General features: G+C 47.8%; 16 protein-coding genes. 5 read left to right on the top strand and 11 right to left on the bottom strand.

Annotated elements, in window-relative coordinates; translation table 11 throughout:
• Positions 1-304 precede the first annotated feature (304 nt).
• On the top strand, positions 305-634 hold the full coding sequence (locus KFE26_RS07945; protein ID WP_212600093.1) for a cysteine-rich CWC family protein: 330 nt from the start codon (positions 305-307) through the stop codon (positions 632-634).
• 17 nt (positions 635-651) lie between these two features.
• Here KFE26_RS07945 and KFE26_RS07950 read toward each other — a convergent pair whose 3' ends face one another.
• The gene (locus KFE26_RS07950) at positions 652-1,764 is read right to left on the bottom strand and encodes an energy transducer TonB (RefSeq protein ID WP_212600094.1); all 1,113 of its coding nucleotides are present in this window, start codon (positions 1,762-1,764) and stop codon (positions 652-654) included.
• 196 nt (positions 1,765-1,960) lie between these two features.
• Positions 1,961-2,782, bottom strand: coding sequence for a hydratase (locus KFE26_RS07955; protein ID WP_212600095.1), 822 nt, complete (start codon positions 2,780-2,782; stop codon positions 1,961-1,963).
• Positions 2,783-3,100: 318 nt separating this feature from the next.
• On the opposite strand from KFE26_RS07955, the gene KFE26_RS07960 reads away from it, so the two are divergent.
• Both KFE26_RS07960 and KFE26_RS07965 read left to right on the top strand, forming a co-directional pair.
• Entirely contained in the window at positions 3,101-4,075 is a 975-nt protein-coding gene (locus KFE26_RS07960) for a DMT family transporter (protein WP_168825611.1), read from the top strand.
• A 29-nt stretch (positions 4,076-4,104) separates the two neighbouring features.
• Entirely contained in the window at positions 4,105-4,713 is a 609-nt protein-coding gene (locus tag KFE26_RS07965) for an HAD family hydrolase (protein WP_212600096.1), read from the top strand.
• 56 nt (positions 4,714-4,769) lie between these two features.
• On the opposite strand, the gene KFE26_RS07970 is transcribed toward KFE26_RS07965, so the two are convergent.
• The 6 genes from KFE26_RS07970 to uvrA form a co-directional block, all read right to left on the bottom strand.
• The gene (locus tag KFE26_RS07970; protein ID WP_212600097.1) at positions 4,770-5,282 is read right to left on the bottom strand and encodes a hypothetical protein; all 513 of its coding nucleotides are present in this window, start codon (positions 5,280-5,282) and stop codon (positions 4,770-4,772) included.
• A gap of 141 nt (positions 5,283-5,423) precedes the next feature.
• Positions 5,424-5,783, bottom strand: coding sequence for a hypothetical protein (locus KFE26_RS07975; RefSeq protein WP_198573411.1), 360 nt, complete (start codon positions 5,781-5,783; stop codon positions 5,424-5,426).
• A 67-nt stretch (positions 5,784-5,850) separates the two neighbouring features.
• A complete protein-coding gene (locus KFE26_RS07980; protein WP_212600098.1) occupies positions 5,851-6,006 on the bottom strand; it encodes a hypothetical protein in 156 nt (51 codons plus the stop codon).
• A gap of 141 nt (positions 6,007-6,147) precedes the next feature.
• Entirely contained in the window at positions 6,148-8,070 is a 1,923-nt protein-coding gene (locus tag KFE26_RS07985; protein ID WP_212600099.1) for a DEAD/DEAH box helicase, read from the bottom strand.
• A 194-nt stretch (positions 8,071-8,264) separates the two neighbouring features.
• A complete protein-coding gene (locus tag KFE26_RS07990) occupies positions 8,265-9,434 on the bottom strand; it encodes a M20/M25/M40 family metallo-hydrolase (RefSeq protein ID WP_212600100.1) in 1,170 nt (389 codons plus the stop codon).
• Between the two features lie 188 nt (positions 9,435-9,622).
• Positions 9,623-12,505, bottom strand: a complete 2,883-nt coding sequence (gene uvrA, locus KFE26_RS07995; RefSeq protein ID WP_105251335.1) for an excinuclease ABC subunit UvrA — start codon at positions 12,503-12,505, stop codon at positions 9,623-9,625.
• A gap of 403 nt (positions 12,506-12,908) precedes the next feature.
• On the opposite strand from uvrA, the gene KFE26_RS08000 reads away from it, so the two are divergent.
• Both KFE26_RS08000 and ssb read left to right on the top strand, forming a co-directional pair.
• On the top strand, positions 12,909-14,276 hold the full coding sequence (locus tag KFE26_RS08000; RefSeq protein WP_212600101.1) for an MFS transporter: 1,368 nt from the start codon (positions 12,909-12,911) through the stop codon (positions 14,274-14,276).
• A gap of 108 nt (positions 14,277-14,384) precedes the next feature.
• On the top strand, positions 14,385-15,095 hold the full coding sequence (ssb, locus tag KFE26_RS08005; RefSeq protein WP_011790777.1) for a single-stranded DNA-binding protein: 711 nt from the start codon (positions 14,385-14,387) through the stop codon (positions 15,093-15,095).
• A 178-nt stretch (positions 15,096-15,273) separates the two neighbouring features.
• On the opposite strand, the gene KFE26_RS08010 is transcribed toward ssb, so the two are convergent.
• From KFE26_RS08010 to KFE26_RS08020, 3 genes are all read right to left on the bottom strand, one after another.
• The gene (locus tag KFE26_RS08010) at positions 15,274-16,341 is read right to left on the bottom strand and encodes a porin (RefSeq protein ID WP_105251337.1); all 1,068 of its coding nucleotides are present in this window, start codon (positions 16,339-16,341) and stop codon (positions 15,274-15,276) included.
• Between the two features lie 228 nt (positions 16,342-16,569).
• On the bottom strand, positions 16,570-17,295 hold the full coding sequence (locus KFE26_RS08015; RefSeq protein WP_105251338.1) for a fumarate reductase iron-sulfur subunit: 726 nt from the start codon (positions 17,293-17,295) through the stop codon (positions 16,570-16,572).
• A complete protein-coding gene (locus tag KFE26_RS08020) occupies positions 17,292-19,301 on the bottom strand; it encodes a fumarate reductase flavoprotein subunit (RefSeq protein WP_212600102.1) in 2,010 nt (669 codons plus the stop codon). Before KFE26_RS08020 ends, KFE26_RS08015 begins: the two co-directional genes overlap by 4 nt.
• Between the last annotated feature and the right edge of the window lie 97 nt (positions 19,302-19,398).

Here is a 19,398-nt window from a genome sequence, read left to right on the forward strand (position 1 = left end):
CGTCGAGCCCTCAGGGATGAGTTTATGGCGTGTCACTGGAATACAAGTACTTAATCTTTTAGCAAATCAGAAAGGATACTTTATTGTATCTGACCGATAGTGGCATAGAGAATATCACTATAATGCCTAGGACATTATTAACACTTCTTTTTAAATCATAAGCAGGCGTGTCACTGGGAAAACAATGGCAATTAATGCTGCATAACTCAGCAGCTTTGCTTTGGTGGGAAACAACTCAGCCTGAGTTGCAAAAAAACATTATGATCTCCGCGCTATAACAACTTATCTTGCTATAAGGATTACCGTGTCTCAGCCATTGGAAGAACCTAAGTTAGAAACTGCGCAAATTTGCCCTCTGTGCCAAGGCGCGAATCAATGTGCTGTGATTTTAGGTAAGGGTATTGAGGACTGTTGGTGCGCTCTGCAAACATTTCCACCTTTGGCCGCCTTGCAAGCGCAAGCATCAGATTTGCCGCTAGGGGCAATCAACCATATTTTACCGTCTGCTGATTCGTGTATTTGCCAAGCTTGTTTTATCCAACTTAAGCAGGGGTTAAGTCTGGGGCAGCTTGCAGAGCAGGATGAAAAAAGCCCATCGAGTGTGAGCGACGGGCTAGGTTATGAGGTGAAATAGCGGGCTGAAGTAATGAGCTATCGATTTATGGTGTAATCCATTTGCACGCTAGTTTGTGCCTCCACGGCTATACCATTTTCAAACTTGGGTGCGTAACGCCATTTATTTAAGGTTTCAATACTCTCTTTTTCAAATAAAGCACCACCCTTAGAGGCTAAAATTTCAGGGTTTTTCACGAACCCATGTTCATCGACAGTAAATTTAAGCTGAACCCAGCCACTTTTACGTTGCTTAACATAGGACATTGGATAGTCAGGTACGATACGGAAAATAGGTTGTTGTTCCTGTGCGTCGGCCCAAGGACGCATTTTGCCGATAGCAATACAGTGGGCGGTGGACTCGTCACGCTTTCCTTGGCGCTCATAGAGTTCGACTAAATAAGCGTGGGCACTTAAGGCATAGGGATGGCTAAAGTTAAGGGCTTCAAACTGCTTAACGACTTCTAAAAGTAATGGCATCGCCTTGTCATCATGCTTTTCTGCATACTCAAGGGCACCCACCACATAGGTTGCCTTGACTCTGTCTATGGCGTTCTCTGGTAAAATCTCTTTATAAATATCATAGGCATCGAAGGCATAGCGTCTTACACTTTTGGTGTATAGATCTGTATTTGATAAGCGGTTGAAGGCGGCCATTTTTACATCGGCGAGCAGTTTCTTTTTATCGGATTTTTCAGCAATTGCGATAGCAGTAAGCAAATCATTTTTCGCATCTTTGGCTTCAACGGCGGTTTGTGCAGCCCCCAGTAAGGGGTCGATAAGCTCAAGCGCTTCTTTGCCATAATGAACTTTATAGTTAGCCAGAGCGAGTTGATACAATTCATTCGCCTTAGCCGTTTTTGGCAGATTATTTTCTGTAAATGGGTAAGGTGCAACTTGCTTTTCTATCGCGCTGGCCCAGTTCATGGCGAGATTCGCTAAGTCGACACTGTCTTTGGCATATTGGGCTTCGCCGAGTAGATAAGCGGTTTTTGCGCTTGCTTCAATATTTGCAGCATCGCCTTTTTCTACGGCGGCTTGATAGTCACTATAGGCTTTGGCAAAGCTATTTTCTGAGGCATGCACGCTAAGAGAAGTGCCTAAAGTGAGGGCAAGAAGACAGGCAATTGGCAGCATTTTTCCGTGTGACATTCTATATATCCTTATTATTGATGAATTTAGATGATACATAGGTGTACATTTTGAGGCAAGTTAGTTTGGCTTTTGTTAATGATGCTTGTGGTGAATGCAGATAACTGAGCACTGAGAACTGAGATTGAAAATAAGCGAGCCCAGCTGAAACTGAGTTCGCTTATTTATCAGTGCCTTGTCGCTTTATAAGTCGCAATCACTTAGCTGTGAAAGTCACGGCGAACTGTCCAAGCGCGCCGTATTCAAATTTGCAGACCTGTGCCAATGGCAGATCAAGGACGCCAGCGTAAGAGCCTGTGATCACATATTGCCCTTGAGTTAAGCCAATGCCTTGGGCGGATAAAAAGTTAACTAACCAGTAGAGTCCCGCCTTAGGGAAACCGTTAGGATGAATGGCGGATTTTTGCAGTGTGTCGCTTTGCTGGTGCTCGTCATTGGCAATATCAACGCTGAGTTCAAAACAGCTCATTTCTAAACCTTCTTGCGGATTAAGCACTGGCCCTAACCACAGTCCTTGATTGACTAAGCCATCGGCGAGGGCATCAAAATGCGTCGCTTCACTGGGTGTGTGGTAGCGGCTTTTGATCAATTCCAAGGCTAAGCGTGTGTAGCCTAAGGCCTCGTCGATTTCAGCCTCTGTGTAAGGCGTGCTTCTTGGCGGTAAATCGCGAGCAATCTCGAAGGCGAGTTCGGGTTCTACTCGGGCCAGGCCTTTAGTCGATGGATAGAGCGGGCAAGTGGTCGATTGTTGATATACATCAGCTTGATAAATAGGCGCTACGACGGTTTTTTCCGCCGTGGGTAATAGGCATTTCCACGCCGCGATAGGATTGTTATCGCTTGCTTTAAATATTTCTGCAACGGCTTGTTGAATAGCGAAGGCCTGTTCGAAGCTGGTTGGCCTTAGTTCTGGGATCAGTACATCGCCGCTCGTGCCTGCTGCGCGGCGCTCGGCTAATTCTTTGGCTGCGGTATTAATATGCGTTTTAACTTGTTCGATCGTGGCGGTAGATAACATTAACTTTCCTATTTAAAGCGTTAGCTTAAAAAGAAGTGGCCTAAAGAGTGTGTGGCAGAAGCCATTTTTATGGGCCAAATATACTCGGTTATTGGCAACGCGGGAAATGCCAATGTTGGCTTTCGGGGTAAATCTGCTGCAGTTGAATCAAGAGTGCGGCCAATATTCCAATTATCGTAAGATGTTGAAACTTGCCTCACATAAGTGTCAGCTAAAGTATCCAATCTAACGCGAATGTTTCCATGATGATCCGCTAGATATTGTGTTGGCTCAGTGCCAGAATGGCTGTCCATTTTGCGGTTTCTACTGGACTCTTCCGTGAATCTTAGCCATAACGCCCCTCAGGCAAATAATCATGCTCAACTCGGGCTCCTGTTCATCTCAGTTGCGGTTTTATTTTGGGGCATGTTACCTATAGCATTAAAGCTCTCGGCGGCCTTTATCGATCCTGTGACTCTTACTTGGTTTCGTTTTCTGGTCGCGCTTTTAGTCAGTATAGTGATCCAATGGAGCGCAGGTAGTCTTAAGCAATTTGCAGCACTCGATGCCAAAGTTTGGTTAAGGTTAGTGCTTGCTGGCATCTTCTTGATGCTCAATTATGTGTCTTTTGTTTATTCACTCGATTACCTCGCCCCGGGCGCCGCCCAACTGAATTTCCAGACTTCGCCCTTTTTCCTCGCGTTTGGTGGTGTGTTGTTTTTTAAGGAACGGCTTAATGCGGTGCAACTCAGCTGTTTTGCAACCTTAGCTTTAGGTATGTTGATGTTTTTCCATCCTAATTTAAATTTTTCAGGGGCTAATAATCATCAGGTTTGGATTGGGGTGATGATCATCCAGTTCTCGGCACTGTCGTGGACTAGCTATGCCTTATTGCAAAAATCCTTACTGAATCGTTTGTCGCCCGCGAACGTGCTCTTAGTGATCTATGGCTTAGGTATTTTCGTAATGGCTCCCTTTAGCGACTTTAGTCAGTTTGTCAGTATGGACAGCTTCGATTGGCAGATAGCACTGTTTTGCGCCGCCAATACCTTGATCGCCTATGGCTGTTTTGGCCAGTCGATGAAGTATTGGCCGACGGCGCAGGTCAGTGCCATGTTGGCCCTAACGCCAGTATTTAGCTTTAGTGCCACGGCGTTAGTGGTGAGTCTTGGCTGGTGGCCAGAAGTATTCCGCGCTGATGAATTAGATGGTTTATCTCTGCTGGGGATTGGCGTGATTATTGTCTCTGTGATGGTGGTGCAATTACTGCCTATGTACCGTAATCGTCAGGCGAAGCGTTTGCAGGCTGTCTAACGCATACATTTTATCCATGGGAAAGGCCAGTGATCACTAGACTCAGCGAGTTAAAACTTCAGGATATCCGTGGCGTCATCTTCGATCTCGACGGCACCTTAGCGCATTCTAATCCTGATTTTGCAGGGCTGCGGCGGGAGTTGGGGATTCATTCTGGTACGGATATCTTGGCCCATGTCGAGAGTCTTAGTACGGATGAAGCACGTGCTCAAGCGTTAGACATTGTCCATGAGTACGAGAGACAAAGTTCACTCAAGGCCAGTTGGATTGATGGCGCGAGGGAGCTTATCGAATGCCTACGGGCCAAGTCACTGCCCTTGGCTATTTTGACTCGTAATATGCCAGAAGCGGCGCAAATCACTATCGATAAACTCGGCATAGATATCGCACTGGTATTAACACGCTATGATGCTGAGCCTAAGCCGCATCCCGAAGGTATTCATCTTATTTGCCAGCAGTGGCAACTCGCGCCCGCAGATATCTTGTATGTGGGTGATTATCTGTTTGATCTGCAAACTGCGCGCAATGCGGGTAGTCACTGTGCCCTCTATTGCCCTGAAACTATTCCCGACTATGCCCAAGCTGCGGATTTATTAGTCTCTTGCTACCACAGCCTGATTAAAGCATGGCCTAAATAATTTATGCCTATACGGTTAACCTGTTTAGCCGCATATATCTCAATTAACTCCTGTGACTACTTAGGTAATTGCTTACAAAGGTCATCAAATAGTGCAAAACTTTCTGTTAGCACCGTTTGTAATTGATCTTCGTTATAGCACCATGGCTGATGTTGTGTACGCCAGTCGTTATCCCAGTCAATTTCTTCATCTCGCGCTAACCTCTCTGCAACGGCAATCTGTTGATAGGAGCCGCCACCGATGCGCTTATCTTCACGCCACAAGTTAAAGTTAAAAACTACCCACTGCTGCATCTCCATCATAAGCGTCATATGCGGGTAGGCGAACTTTTTCACATTTAGCTTGTAATATCCCCCCTCGCTTGTATAAAAACGAATCGGATATGGGAACTGGGCAACCAGTGCTTGTTGACGCTCGGACGGCACCTTAGGATTAAAATCGCCAGGAAGTTTAGGAAAGCGCGCCAACATGGAGGCGTAGCGTTCGGCAAAATTGACCTCGCGGGCAATGGTAATCACGGATTGTGACACTTTGTTTAGAATAAAATCGCGTTCTTCATTGTCTAACATATCGTTACTCATCTTGACTGTTTATGGTGTTATTACCGCAGCAGTTAAAAACTAATATCAAATATTTCAATTGATTAAAAATATTCGGTCAATATCAAAATTGCTTTTGTCGCTACGGCCTCGCTAAGAGTCAAAAGATATTTAGCGGTTACTTTGTGTATCCAGCTTATCTTGTTTAAGCCCAAGCCGAATACTGTCGAGTAATGCCACTAACCAGCAGAGCAAAAAGCCATAGAGCAGCTCATTGGCATTGGCAATTGTGGTCTGGGTTTGTTGGGTGATTTCGGCAGAAATCACGCCGATATCAAGCGGTAAGGTGCCGTTTTGAATATCTAATGCGATCACTTGTGCCACTTGATAGATTTGCATGAGCAACAGCACAAGACTCACGACCGCTAAGCTAAAAAATACCAGTGCCGAGCGTTTATGTTTTAGGTAAAAATGGCCGCTGCCGGGGGCGACAAAGGCGGATAACAGGCCGGCGTTAAAGGCTTTTTTCATCGAAATACACTAGATGCGTTGCTAAAGACTAAGTCGACACTAATAGACATGTTGGCTTAACTGCAAGTTAATTTGCCATTGCGACTAACATTCCAATAAAGCCCGCAAACAGAGTGCAACCGACAAGTACCATGATTAATAATGTTTTATCTTTGTGGTATGACTTAGCGAGTTCAGGCAGTGCCGAGGTAAATGGGGAAGTTATCAGTGCTAAAAAATCCATTTTATATCCTTAAACTAGGCGTTCTTGCACTGACTATATCAGCTTGAAATATCAACTGGCCAGTGTGCTTTGAGCTAGTGCGATGTTAAGACAACAAAAAAGGAGCCTAGGCTCCTTTTTTAGTCTCTAGCTTAAGCTAGATTAGTCTTCACGTGGTTTACGTGGCTTACGCTCACCGGCAGGTTTGTCTGCACGAGGTTTGCGGTCAGCAAATGGCTTGTCACCAGTAGACGCAGCGCGAGGCTTACGATCACCCGCTGGGCGGTCACCTGTTGGACGATCGCCACGTGGTTTACGGTCACCAGCAGGACGGTCTGAACGAGCACTACGGCCTGAATCAACAAATACTTGATCGCCAGCTTCGCGGATGTTCAATGGCTTGCCACAAACACGTACTTTACGTAGGTGCAGTAACACGTCTTTTGGCATGCCGTCTGGCAGGTCAACAGTGGTCACTGCATCGTAAAGTTGGATTGCGCCAATGTAACGGCTGTCGATGTTAGCTTCGTTCGCGATAGCGCCAACGATGTTACCCACACCTACACCATTCTCACGACCTACGTCGATCACGTAACGGCACATTTTTAAATCTGGGTTGTCTTTCAACGCTTCAGCTGAGCCTAAGCTGGCTGGCATTGGACGCGGTTCGCGACTTCTGCGTTCACCACGCTCACCACCACGGTCATTACGATCACTTCCGCGGTCGCTACGTTCAGTGCGCTCACTGCGTTCATCACGAACACGTTCTTGAATGGCTGGCAATTGCAAAGGACGTTCTTGCTGAACTTGCTGTAATAATGCAGCGGCTAGCAGATCGGTATCGACTTCTAACTGTTGGCATAATTGAGCAACAGCTTCTTTCATGAAATCTAAATCGCCGTTGATTGTTTCAGCCAATTGCTCACCTAAGCGAGACAGACGACGTTCTGCAACAGTCTCTGGGCTTGGGATTTTCATTGGTGAAATGCGGCTGTTAGTTGAGCGTTCGATAGTGCGCAGCATGCGCATTTCACGGCTCGTTACAAACAGGATCGCCATACCAGTACGGCCAGCACGGCCTGTACGGCCAATACGGTGTACATAAGCTTCGGCATCATACGGAATATCGTAGTTCACAACGTGACCGATACGCTCAACGTCAAGACCACGGGCCGCAACGTCAGTCGCGATCAGAATGTCTAACTTGCCACGTTTCAGTTGGTCAACTGCACGCTCACGGGCTTGCTGGTTCATGTCACCGTGTAGTGGTGATGAAGCATAACCGCGGGCTTCTAACTTCTCAGCTAACTCAACACATGAGTTACGAGTACGTACGAATATGATCACACCTTCAGTGTTTTCAACTTCTAATACACGTACTAAGGCTTCAAGTTTGTTGTGTTGTGATACTTGTACGAAACGCTGTTCGATTGACTCAACCGTCGTTTGGCTTGATTCGATACGAACATGTACAGGATTACGTAAGTGCTGGTTAGCAACACGCTTAATTTGCTCTGGCATAGTGGCAGAGAATAACGCCAGTTGGCGTTCGCTTGGCGTGTGCTCAAGGATCCATTCGATATCATCGATGAAGCCCATTTTTAACATTTCATCGGCTTCATCGAGCACTAAGGCTTGTAATGAATCGAGTTTCAAGGTGCCGCGACGCATATGGTCCATAACACGACCAGGCGTACCAACGATAACTTGTGGGCCACGTTTCAGGGCATTCAACTGTTGTTGCATGCTTTGGCCGCCATAAATAGGAAGAACGTGGAAATTCTTCATAAATTTGGCATAGCTACTGAACGCTTCGGCAACCTGCACGGCTAATTCACGTGTTGGTGCTAATACTAAAATTTGCGGTGTAGTTTGGCTGGTAACTTTGTTTAATAGTGGTAACGCGAAGGCGCCAGTTTTACCTGTACCTGTTTGCGCTTGACCTAAAATATCTTTGCCAGCCATAAGTGGATCGATACTGGCTGATTGGATTGGCGTTGGTTTTTCATAACCTAGCTCGTCAAGAGCACGCAACAAATTCTCGGATAGGCCGAGTTCACGGAAAGTTCTTTCATCGGATGACATTGGGTTGTAGCCTTGTGGATGCGCGCGCGAAATGGCGCTAAAGTTTCACAGACAGAAAATCAACCCCGTGTCGATTTCCCGCGAACGACGGATTATAGCAGCATGGCGGCCACTTTACCAATCAGAGTCACGCTATTTAACCTGTTTTCTGCATTTTTTTCGCTAAAACTGAGCAAGAAACGCGCCACTTCCCATTAATTCTTTAAATATTCAACATTTAATTGAAGTAACTCGAATGCTGACTCTGTCACTGCCGCAAGAAAAGTGATGTCGATTGTCGCGACGGTATCCTCTGGTGTGTGATATTGGGGATGGGTCGGCACACCAAAATACAGCCAAGGGATATTCGCTTTGTGGAAGGGGTAATGATCCGACGCCCGCAGCCAATCGGTACTTTGTATGCTTCGACCAACGGGTTTAGGGTGCGTGAGTTTAATGCAAAGTCGGTTCTGTTGATTCAGTAGGGGTTTAAATTGATTGAACTGAGTGAAGTTTCGACTGCCTTCGAGGTAAATCGCATAGGGCCTGCCGGGGTGACTCACCATGTCGAGGTTAATCATTAATTCAAATGTCGCCTCTGGCAAGCGGGTTTTGAGTTGTTCAACCAAGGCGATACTGCCATAGAGCCCAGGTTCTTCGGCATCGGTTGCCACAAACATCAGGTTCACCTTAGGCAAGGTATTGGGTTGTAGGGCAAATTGCTGTTGCCAATGTTTGGCAATGGCGAGCATAGCAGCGACGCCCGAGGCGTTATCATCGGCGCCGTGGTAAATCTTACTGCCGCTCATGCCTAAGTGATCATAGTGGGCGACAATAATGCGCCATCGATTCGTCGGTTCTGCCGCCATCGCGGTGGCGACCACGTTGGCACCAGTTTCTTGGGTGAAGAAGGTTTGATATTCAAAGGGCACGATAAAGTCCGCACCCCAAGGCTGTAAACCTAGCCCCTGAAATTGCTGCTTTATATAGTCACGACTTTTTGCCGCACCTTGGGTTTGGGTTTTGCGGCCTTCGAATTCATCTGAGCTTAATCTTGTGACTGTCGCTTGTAACTCTGTGGGCTCGGCCCAAGTGAGTTTTAGCTCAGTGCGTGCACAGGTTTCGGCTGAGTTAGCGCAGCCAGTGAGGGTAGTCGCAACAACGCAGGCCAGTGCTAATAAGCCAAGTCTTTGGGATTGATGTCTTATAAGGTGCGTGATCTTGAACTTGGCGAGCAGCTGACCGATACGACTGTGGTTGAATAGAGTCGATGCACTTAGGTTTACGTCACTGAGGTTTATGTCGCTTAGGTTTTTACTTAAAAGTGATTGATATTGCCTCGGTAATATAAGGTGAGTCACTGGGGACTGAGTGCTATCACGCATGGACATTCCTTATCGCTGAAGCCTTCGCCAGAAGATGAATATCATCTTTGCCTAAATCCGATTCTAATTCAATGAGATCTATATGTATGCGATAGCTTAAGCATATTGGATTGCTGAGCGAAAAAAAGCGCAGTGCTTAGGGCGACTGCGCTTTTATTATTCAGACCAACGGCGACGTGAGCCGAATGTTAAGCCTTAGCTTTATTGGCCTTTGCCAGCTCGATATCCCGTTTTAGCAGTGGCTTTAAGAAGCGTGCCGTGTGGGAGGTTGGATGCTCGGCGACTTCTTCCGGCGTGCCTGTGGCTAAAATCATACCACCACCACCGCCACCTTCTGGGCCTAAGTCGATAATCCAGTCTGCGGTTTTGATCACATCCAGATTATGCTCAATCACCACAATCGTGTTGCCGTGGGATTTGAGACGATGCAACACGTCGAGCAGCAATTGAATATCGGCAAAATGTAAGCCCGTGGTCGGTTCATCCAAGATATACAAGGTTTGGCCCGTGTCACGCTTAGACAACTCTTTGGCAAGTTTCACCCTTTGGGCTTCGCCACCCGAAAGTGTTGTCGCACTTTGGCCGAGACGCACATAGGACAAACCCACATCCATCAAGGTTTGTAGCTTACGGGCAATGGCAGGTACGGCATCGAAGAATTGACGCGCATCTTCCACTGTCATCTGCAGTACTTCGTGAATATTCTTGCCTTTATAGCGTACTTCTAAGGTTTCGCGGTTGTAGCGCTTACCTTTACAGGAATCGCAGGGCACATACACATCGGGGAGGAAGTGCATTTCGACCTTGATCAAGCCATCGCCTTGGCAGGCCTCACAGCGTCCACCTTTAACGTTAAAGGAGAAGCGGCCGACTTGATAACCGCGAGTGCGTGACTCTTGGGTTCCGGCAAAAATTTCGCGAATTGGGGTGAAGATGCCGGTATAAGTGGCCGGATTCGAACGCGGTGTGCGACCAATCGGACTTTGGTCGATATCGACCACTTTGTCGCACAGTTCCATCCCTTCGATACGGTCATAGGGTGATGGCTCATCCACCGTCGCCCCGTTGAGCATTCTATGGGCGATTTTGAAGAAGGTATCGTTGATTAAGGTCGATTTACCCGAACCCGATACGCCCGTCACACAAGTGAATAGGCCAATGGGAATGGTTAAATCTACATTACGCAAGTTGTTGCCGCGGGCGCCAAACAATTGAATGACTTGGTTTTTGTCGAAGGGAATGCGCGGCGTATCGATATGAATGCTGCGCTTACCGGAAATATATTGTCCGGTAACTGACTCTTCACAGGCGATGATTTTCTCAATTGGACCGTCACAAATCACTTCGCCGCCGTGTACGCCAGCGCCAGGGCCGATATCGATCACGTGATCCGCCATACGGATCGCATCTTCGTCATGCTCAACCACAATCACAGTGTTGCCCAAATCCCGCAGGTGGATAAGCGTCTGCAGCAGACGTTCGTTATCCCTTTGATGCAGACCAATTGAGGGTTCGTCGAGCACATACATCACGCCGACGAGCCCTGCACCGATTTGGCTGGCGAGTCGAATACGTTGGGCTTCACCGCCGGAGAGGGTTTCTGCCGAGCGCGATAGGCTCAAATAATTGAGACCCACGTTGACGAGGAAGCCTAAGCGATCGCGGATTTCCTTTAAAATCTTCTCGGCAATCTGCGCCTTTTGGCCGCTAAATTCGACTTTCTCGAAGTAGTCCAAGGCTTCGCCAATCGACCAAGTGGTGAGTTGTGGCAGGTTGATATCACCTAAAAACACGTTACGTGCTTCTTCGCGTAAGCGCGAGCCACCACAGCTTTGACAAGCTTGGGTATTGATAAACTTGGCTAATTCGTCACGTACCGAGTTACTTTCGGTTTCGCGATAGCGCCTGTCCATGTTGTTTAGAATGCCTTCGAAGGGGTGATTACGCACCACCACATCACCGCGGTCATTAATGTATTTAAAGGCAATACTTTCTTTACCTGAGCCGTAAAGTACGATTTTGCGGACTTTTTCGCTAAGCTGCTCGTAGGGCACTTCGACATCGAACTTATAGTGTTCGGCGAGTGAGCTAAGCATTTGGAAATAGTAGAAGTTGCGTCTATCCCAGCCGCGAATCGCACCGCCCGCCAGTGAAAGCTCGGTATTGGTGATCACGCGCTCAGGATCGAAAAATTGTTGTACCCCTAAACCATCACAGGTTTGGCACGCGCCGGCTGGATTGTTAAAGGAGAAGATCCTTGGCTCTAATTCCGCCATCGAATAACCGCAGTGCGGGCAGGCGAAGTTGGCCGAGAAGATCAGTTCTTCGCCTTTGGATTTACCAGTACCCGTGTCGTCTTCCATGCTGGCAACGGTCGCGATACCGCCGGAGAGTTCTAGCGCAGTTTCGAAGGATTCCGCTAAGCGTTGCTTGATATCGTCACGCACTTTAAAACGGTCGACGACCACTTCAATCGTGTGTTTAACGTGTAAGTCTAAGGTTGGCGGATCGGTTAAGTCACACACTTCACCGTCGATACGCGCGCGGATATAACCCTGCGCCGATAGACCTTCGAGCAATTTAACGTGTTCACCCTTACGGGCGTTGACCACAGGTGCAAGCAGCATCAAGCGGCTGTCTTGGGGCATTTCCAACACTTTATCGACCATCTGGCTGACGGTTTGTGCCGCCAAGGGTTGATTGTGTGTCGGACAACGCGGCTCACCCACGCGGGCAAACATCAAGCGCAGGTAATCGTAAATTTCGGTAATCGTGCCCACGGTTGAACGTGGGTTATGGGAGGTGGATTTTTGCTCTATGGATATCGCCGGGCTTAAGCCTTCGATATGGTCCACATCGGGCTTTTCCATTAAACTCAAAAATTGGCGAGCATAGGCAGATAGGGACTCGACATAACGTCGCTGGCCCTCGGCATATAAAGTATCGAAAGCGAGGGAGGATTTGCCAGATCCCGATAAGCCCGTGATGACAATCAGTTTATCCCTTGGGATAGTCAGGTTGATATTCTTGAGATTGTGGGTGCGTGCGCCGCGTATTTCAATCTTATCCATCTATCGCTCTAATGCCATATGCTTAAAAAAATGAGCACAAGTATCGCACAGTTCCGCCGCTGAGTTTAGTTGATTCTGTGATCTGCACCAATCCTAGGGCTGGCACTGGCTTTAAGTCGACCTGCTTTGCGGGATGTTGTGGATGGAATGGATTAACTAAGATTAATACTGTTGTTGCGTACTGACTCACAGGACAATTGTGAACACTATGTTAGACTCATTCCCCTGTGCATGAGCGTTAAAAATAAAGATGTTAACTCAGACACAGTCAATATAGGTCCGTGATAAACGGGATAAAAGCTAAGTGTATAGTCAGTGGTTTAGGCCACTATTTCCTTTTGAGCAAATCCTTTTGGGTGTGGTAACATGCGCCCCTTAAAAGACTTCAATCCAGGGCAAAATCATGGGTAACAACGGACTTTCGGGTACTGAGAAAAAAGTCGCGTTTTCTTTAGCCAGTGTATTTGGTTTGCGCATGATGGGCTTGTTTATGATCATGCCCGTCTTTGCACTTTATGGTCAGCATCTCGAAGGCTTTTCGCCTCTGTGGGTGGGTATTGCTATCGGCGCCTATGGCCTGACTCAAGCCGTGCTGCAAATCCCTATGGGGATTTTATCTGACAAATATGGTCGCAAGCCGATTATTCTTGGTGGCTTAGTGTTGTTTGCTATTGGCAGTGTTATCGCTGCTAACGCAGATACGATTTATGGCGTTGTCTTTGGTCGAGCAGTACAGGGTATGGGCGCGATTGCCGCTGCCGTGCTGGCGCTTGCCGCGGATTTAACCCGCGACGAGCAGCGCACTAAGGTGATGGCGATTATTGGTATGTGTATCGGGTTATCTTTTGCCCTGTCTTTGCTAATGGGACCTATCGTTGCGCAACATCTTGGGTTGACTGGATTGTTTTGGTTAACGGCGGTATTTGCTATTGTCGGTATGCTGTTGATCCAGTTTTTAGTGCCTAATCCCATCACTCAGGCGCCGAAGGGAGACACTCTCGCAACGCCCGCTAAGCTCAAACGTATGTTCCTCGAGCCGCAATTATTTAGGCTTAACGCTGGGATTTTTATCCTGCATTTAGTGCTCACCGCAGTATTTGTGGCACTACCGCTGGATCTGGTGGATGCGGGTCTAGTGAAAGAAAAACATTGGATGCTGTATTTCCCCGCTTTTGTGGGCGCATTTATTTTGATGGTGCCGTTAATCATCATAGGGGTTAAACGCAAAAATACTAAGGCGATGTTCCAAATTGCTCTCGTGATCATGATAGTGGCATTGCTGTCGATGGCCGCATTTGCGAGCAATCTTTGGGTATTGAGTTTTGCCGTGGTGCTCTTCTTTACAGGGTTTAACTATTTAGAAGCCTCACTGCCAAGTTTGATTGCCAAATTTTGCCCCGTCGGCGAAAAAGGTTCGGCCATGGGCGTGTATTCTACTAGCCAATTTTTAGGGGCTTTTTGTGGTGGTATGCTCGGTGGTGGTGCTTTCCAGCTCGTGGGCGCAGTCGGGGTATTTATTGTTGCCGTGATCTTAATGTCTATTTGGTTATTCCTGACATTAGGCATGCAAAATCCTGTGCTGTTAAAGAGTTACACCTTAGAAGCCGAAGTGAAAGACAAGGCGCAAGCGCGCGATATGGCAACCCAGTTATCCCAATTAATGGGCGTTGTTGAAGCCATAGTCGTGCTGGACGAGAAAGTGGCTTACTTAAAGGTAGATGAGCATTTCGATTTAAGAGAAGCACGAGCTGTGTTAGGCTCTGCTCAATAATATCTGGTCTGCCGTGTGGTATTTGGGGAAGCTGATTTTCCTCTATGGCAATAAAGATAAACAACATACTGAATTAATAGATTATTTAAAGAATCGCAGGAGATTTCAATGGCCAGTCGTGGTGTTAACAAGGTAATTTTGGTTGGCAATTTGGGACAAGATCCAGAAGTGCGTTATATGCCAAACGGTAATGCAGTCGCAAACATCACAGTAGCGACTAGCGAATCGTGGAAAGACCAACAGGGTCAACAGCAAGAGCGTACTGAATGGCACCGTGTGGTTCTGTTCGGCAAATTAGCTGAAATTACAGGTGAATACCTGCGTAAAGGTTCACAGGTTTACCTTGAAGGTAAACTGCAAACTCGTAAGTGGAAAGACCAAAGTGGTCAAGACCGTTACAGCACTGAAGTGGTTATCGACCAAAGCGGTAGCATGCAAATGTTAGGTAGCCGTGGTCAAGGTGGACAAGCACAAGGCGCGCCAATGGGCGGCGGCATGCCACAAAACGCAGGTTATCAATCTGCACCACAACAAGCCGCGCCTGCGCAAAATCAATATGCGCCAGCGCCTCAAGCTGCACCTGCTTACCAAGCGCCAGCTCAGCAACAATATGCTCCGCCAGCACCTGCCCAGCAGCAAGGTTATGGTCAGCCGCAGGCTCAACAACCACAACAAGGTGGTTATGCGCCTAAGCCGCAAGCCGCTCCAGCGCCAGCTTATCAAGCGCCTGCAGCACCGGCACAGCGCCCTGCGCCACAACCACAGCAAAACTTCACTCCAGATTTGGATGATGGCTGGGATGACGATATTCCGTTCTAGCCCGGAACTTTCTAAAAGTGTAAAGACAAAATTAGAATGAATCCATTTAAGCCACGCGAGTCGTGGCTTTGTTGTTTCTTGTCTTTATGCTTTTAAGTTTTGTGCTTTGAGGCCGTGGGCGAGGTTGCTAAATCTTTCACCTCGCTTGCTCACACAACGATACGTTTGAGATAGAAACTTAGAACGTATAATCGAAGTTATAACGCATGCCTAGCATGATCTGGTCATTGGTTTCGCGGTATTCAAAATCTGTTTTTTGATATTCGATGAAGGTGCTGAATTTCGGTGTTTTATGCCATTCCAGTGTAGTGTTATAGGCATTGTATTTCGCAGAGGTGATGTCATTGTCGCCATCGTCATATCTGGACACGCCTAGCTTGATTTTATAGCTGTCAGTGATGGGATAGCTTGCAACTACATCCAGTGTTGAACCATCCAATGTAGTGCCATCGACGCTGTCTTTTTCAATGTTTTGATAGGCTGCGGCGAGGAACAAAGAATTGAAATTTTTCGCTAGGGTTACACCGAATGTATTTTCATCCTTGTTGTCCTCTAACTCTTTATTATAAAAAGCCGCGGCAATGTAGATGAAGTCGGTTTTATAACGGATACCCGTGTTAACGAAGTCACTGCCGCCACTGCCTTTATTGCCGTCGAATTGCGCATCGGCCGAAAATAACAGGTCGCCAAACTCTTTACGATAGGTCACGAGATTATTGAGCCTGAATGGGCTCGCACTGTCATAAGCTAGAGGCGTTCCTGAGCGGTTAAATATATCAACGGGATCGGAAATCATTTCCTGCGTGACGGCTTGTTTACCTATGGCAACGCTACCAAAAAATCCCTTTAATCCGACATAGGCTTTGCGCGCATCGCCAAAGTCACCGTCATCTTTGATATCGACCTTAAATTCCCCTTTCGCAAAACCGACTAAGCCATTACCGAGTTGGTGCTCTGCAGCAAAACCAATCCGCGAGTTTGCATCGCCTACATCCCACACATCGTCCGAGTTAGTGTGGGTCAGGCCGAAGGTTGGGCGTAAAGAACCATAAAAATTAAACTGGGTATCCGATGGCACTGATGGCTCATTTTCTTGAGCTTCGAGCATGGCGAGTCTCTGCTGAATTTGTTGTAACTCAGTGCGTAATTCGTCATTGGTTTCTGCTGTATTATTGGCTTGAACGGCAAAGATAGGTGTGGCAAAGCTCAGCACAAGTATGGCTGATGTAAGTTTAGACGGTTTCATTTATGTTTCCTTACATAACAACTACTCGCGTTACGCTAATGGATTTTGTTGCCGATTGAGCTGTATCGCTAGTAGTAAGGAGCTGCACTTGTGATAGTGCTGGGGAGGCGCCTAACTAAGAAAATTAGGCTTCGTAACTCAGCAGCTGACAGATAAAACGTGTCAGCTGGTTTTGGAAAGGTGCAATCCTATCCATCCCGCCAAAACAGCGGGATGTTAGAGGGAGGATTAGAGTATGGTCGCGGCCATTTTGCGGCGCAGGTAAGCGATTTGCTGCATGTGTGGCAAATCTTTGGGGCAGTTATCTTGGCAGCCGAGTAGCGTCATACAGCCAAATACGCCATCTTGATTGCCAATCACATGGTAGAAATCATCCGCGCTGCGGCTGTCTCTGCTATCCATTTCAAAGCGGGCGATTTTCATCATGCCAACCGCACCAACAAAGGTGTCACGCATTTGTTTGGTGGCGCAGGCCGACACGCAAACGCCACATTCGACGCAGCGTTCTAGCTCATAGATCCGCGCGGCTTCTTCAGGTGCCATTGGATTTTCGAGGCGATGAATGTCCTGATCATCGGGTCTAGGATGCAGCCACAGTTTTAAGCGTTCGGCTAATTCGCGCATAAATTTACCCGTGTTCACCGATAAGTCGCCAATCAGCTCGAAGCCAGGTAGCGGCATGAGGGTGATTTCGCCATTGGGATAATTTGCCGTTAACGTGCGACAGGCAAGCGTGGGGAAACCATTGATCACCATGGCGCAACTGCCACAGATGCCCGCGCGGCAGACAAAGTCAAACTGCAGTGACGGGTCTTGTAGCTCACGTAGTTGATTTAAGGCGATAAACACTGTCATGCCCGGTGTTTCAGTCAACTGATAACGTTCCATCTTTGGCTTGTCTTGGCCATCTTGCGGATCGTAGCGAAAGATATTAAAGCTGATTTGACGGCTCATAGTGGTTTGTTTCCTACCGGTTGGGCTGGAGTGATCGCTAAGGTATCGCTGAGGCGTTCATTAGGAGCCTGCAGGTGGCTTGGCAGCTCGTATGGCATCAGGGCTCGCTGCAGTGTGTTTCTATCGGGATCATCACCTAAGCTCGCGAGCACTTGATTGATTTCTTGTACGCGTTTTTCGGTATCTGGATGGGCGATAGTATTATCGTTACCGTAGCCACGGTATCCCGGTGGTAGCTCCATTTTCATCACATCTAGCGCTTCATAACGCAGTACTGGTTCCAGTGATTCGGCATCAGGCCAAGTTGCCAGTGTGCGGTTGAGCCAATCTTTATCGTTGCGTTGTGGGTAATCTTCCCGTGAATGGGCGCCGCGGCTTTCAGTGCGAGCCTCTGCGCCACAGGCGACGGTTAGGGCTACTTTTAACATACGGGTGACGCGCAGCGCTTCGACTAACTCAGGATTAGCGTGACGTTTTTTACATTTAAGGCCAAGATTTTTTGCCCGCAGCAGTAAGTCTTTCAAGCCTTTGATGGCTTTATCTAATTCGGGTCCATTACGGAAGATCCCGACGTAGTTCATCATGATGCGTTGCATTTCTTTCTTTATTTGGAAGGGATTTTCTGTACCGTTGCCTTCGACCAGTCCATCAATTTCTTGCTGCAATTTATCAATGAATTTTTGAGTCAGCGCAGTATCAATTTCTAAGTTGTTATTCTCACAAAAATCAGCCACATATTTACCGATGATCATGCCGCCAACCACAGTTTCTGCCACCGAATTACCGCCTAAACGGTTAAAACCATGCATGTCCCAACAGGCCGCTTCTCCGACACTGAACAGTCCTTTGAGTTGTGGACTCTCGCCAGTGGCATTGGTGCGCACGCCGCCCATAGAGTAATGCTGAGTTGGCCTGACGGGGATCCAATCTTTGCAAGGATCGATACCGAGGAAGTAATCACAAATCTCTTTCACTTCGCGCAGGTTGGTTTCGATATGCTCACGGCCCAGCTGCGTAATATCCAGCCACAGATGTGGGCCATAAGGGCTTTCGACGCCATTGCCTTTGCGCATGTGCTCTGTCATGCGGCGGGAAACCACATCGCGCGAAGCGAGTTCTTTTTTCTCTGGTTCGTAATCTGGCATAAAGCGGTGGCCGTCTTTATCGCGCAGGATACCGCCATCACCACGACACCCTTCAGTGGTAAGGATCCCCGCGGGCACTATGGCGGTAGGGTGAAACTGCACCGCTTCCATATTGCCTAAGGTGGCGACACCAGTATCGAGTGCTAACGCTTGGCCTATGCCTTCGCAGATGGTGGCATTGGTCGATATTTCATAAATCTTGCCATAACCGCCAGTGGCGATGGTGGTGGATTTGGCCACATAAGCGCGCAATTCACCTGTGACTAAACAGCGGGCAATGACTCCATGGCAACGCTTACCGTCATGGATCAGCGACAGGGCTTCAATCCGTTCATGTACTGGAATGCCCATGGAGATAGCTTGGTTATCGACCGCGTACAGTAAAGAGTGGCCAGTGCCGTCTGCGGTGTAACAAGTACGCCATTTTTTTGTGCCACCAAAATCGCGGGCATTGATCAGGCCGTGAGCTTCTTCAGCCTCATTGAGCGTTACCCTTTGCGCGTTCATGATGACTTCACGTGGGCCGGCGGATATTCTCGACCAAGGTACGCCCCAGTTGGTGAGTTCGCGGATCGCTTTTGGTGCAACGTGGGCAAACATGCGTGCGACGTCTTGATCGCAGCCCCAGTCAGAACCTTTGACTGTGTCTTGAAAGTGAATGTCTTCGTTATCGCCCATGCCTTTAACGGTATTGCCTAGGCTGGCTTGCATTCCGCCCTGTGCGGCGGCCGAATGTGAACGTTTTGCGGGAATTAACGATAGCACTAAGGTATCTAGGCCTCGCTCTTTGGTGGCAATCGCGACTCTAAGGCCTGCCAATCCTGCGCCAATGACTAATGAGTCTGTATAAATGATTTTCAAATCAGATCCTTATCTAATAATTTAGATAACATTTCATGGATTTATCATTGCGCTCCTCGGGCATAGATGCGCTGCAACTATGTATCAGAGGAGGATC

It is taken from the genome of Shewanella sp. M16, from assembly GCF_018224605.1.
Lineage (GTDB): Bacteria > Pseudomonadota > Gammaproteobacteria > Enterobacterales > Shewanellaceae > Shewanella > Shewanella oncorhynchi.

Bases quoted from the DNA above. Each gene is read 5' to 3' on its own strand.
- KFE26_RS07950 (WP_212600094.1), bottom strand. From the start codon at position 1,764: ATGTCACACGGAAAAATGCTGCCAATTGCCTGTCTTCTTGCCCTCACT.
- KFE26_RS07955 (WP_212600095.1), bottom strand. From the start codon at position 2,782: ATGTTATCTACCGCCACGATCGAACAAGTTAAAACGCATATTAATACC.
- KFE26_RS07970 (WP_212600097.1), bottom strand. From the start codon at position 5,282: ATGTTAGACAATGAAGAACGCGATTTTATTCTAAACAAAGTGTCACAA.
- KFE26_RS07975 (WP_198573411.1), bottom strand. From the start codon at position 5,783: ATGAAAAAAGCCTTTAACGCCGGCCTGTTATCCGCCTTTGTCGCCCCC.
- KFE26_RS07980 (WP_212600098.1), bottom strand. From the start codon at position 6,006: ATGGATTTTTTAGCACTGATAACTTCCCCATTTACCTCGGCACTGCCT.
- KFE26_RS07985 (WP_212600099.1), bottom strand. From the start codon at position 8,070: ATGTCATCCGATGAAAGAACTTTCCGTGAACTCGGCCTATCCGAGAAT.
- KFE26_RS07990 (WP_212600100.1), bottom strand. From the start codon at position 9,434: ATGCGTGATAGCACTCAGTCCCCAGTGACTCACCTTATATTACCGAGG.
- uvrA (WP_105251335.1), bottom strand. From the start codon at position 12,505: ATGGATAAGATTGAAATACGCGGCGCACGCACCCACAATCTCAAGAAT.
- KFE26_RS08000 (WP_212600101.1), top strand. From the start codon at position 12,909: ATGGGTAACAACGGACTTTCGGGTACTGAGAAAAAAGTCGCGTTTTCT.
- ssb (WP_011790777.1), top strand. From the start codon at position 14,385: ATGGCCAGTCGTGGTGTTAACAAGGTAATTTTGGTTGGCAATTTGGGA.
- KFE26_RS08010 (WP_105251337.1), bottom strand. From the start codon at position 16,341: ATGAAACCGTCTAAACTTACATCAGCCATACTTGTGCTGAGCTTTGCC.
- KFE26_RS08015 (WP_105251338.1), bottom strand. From the start codon at position 17,295: ATGAGCCGTCAAATCAGCTTTAATATCTTTCGCTACGATCCGCAAGAT.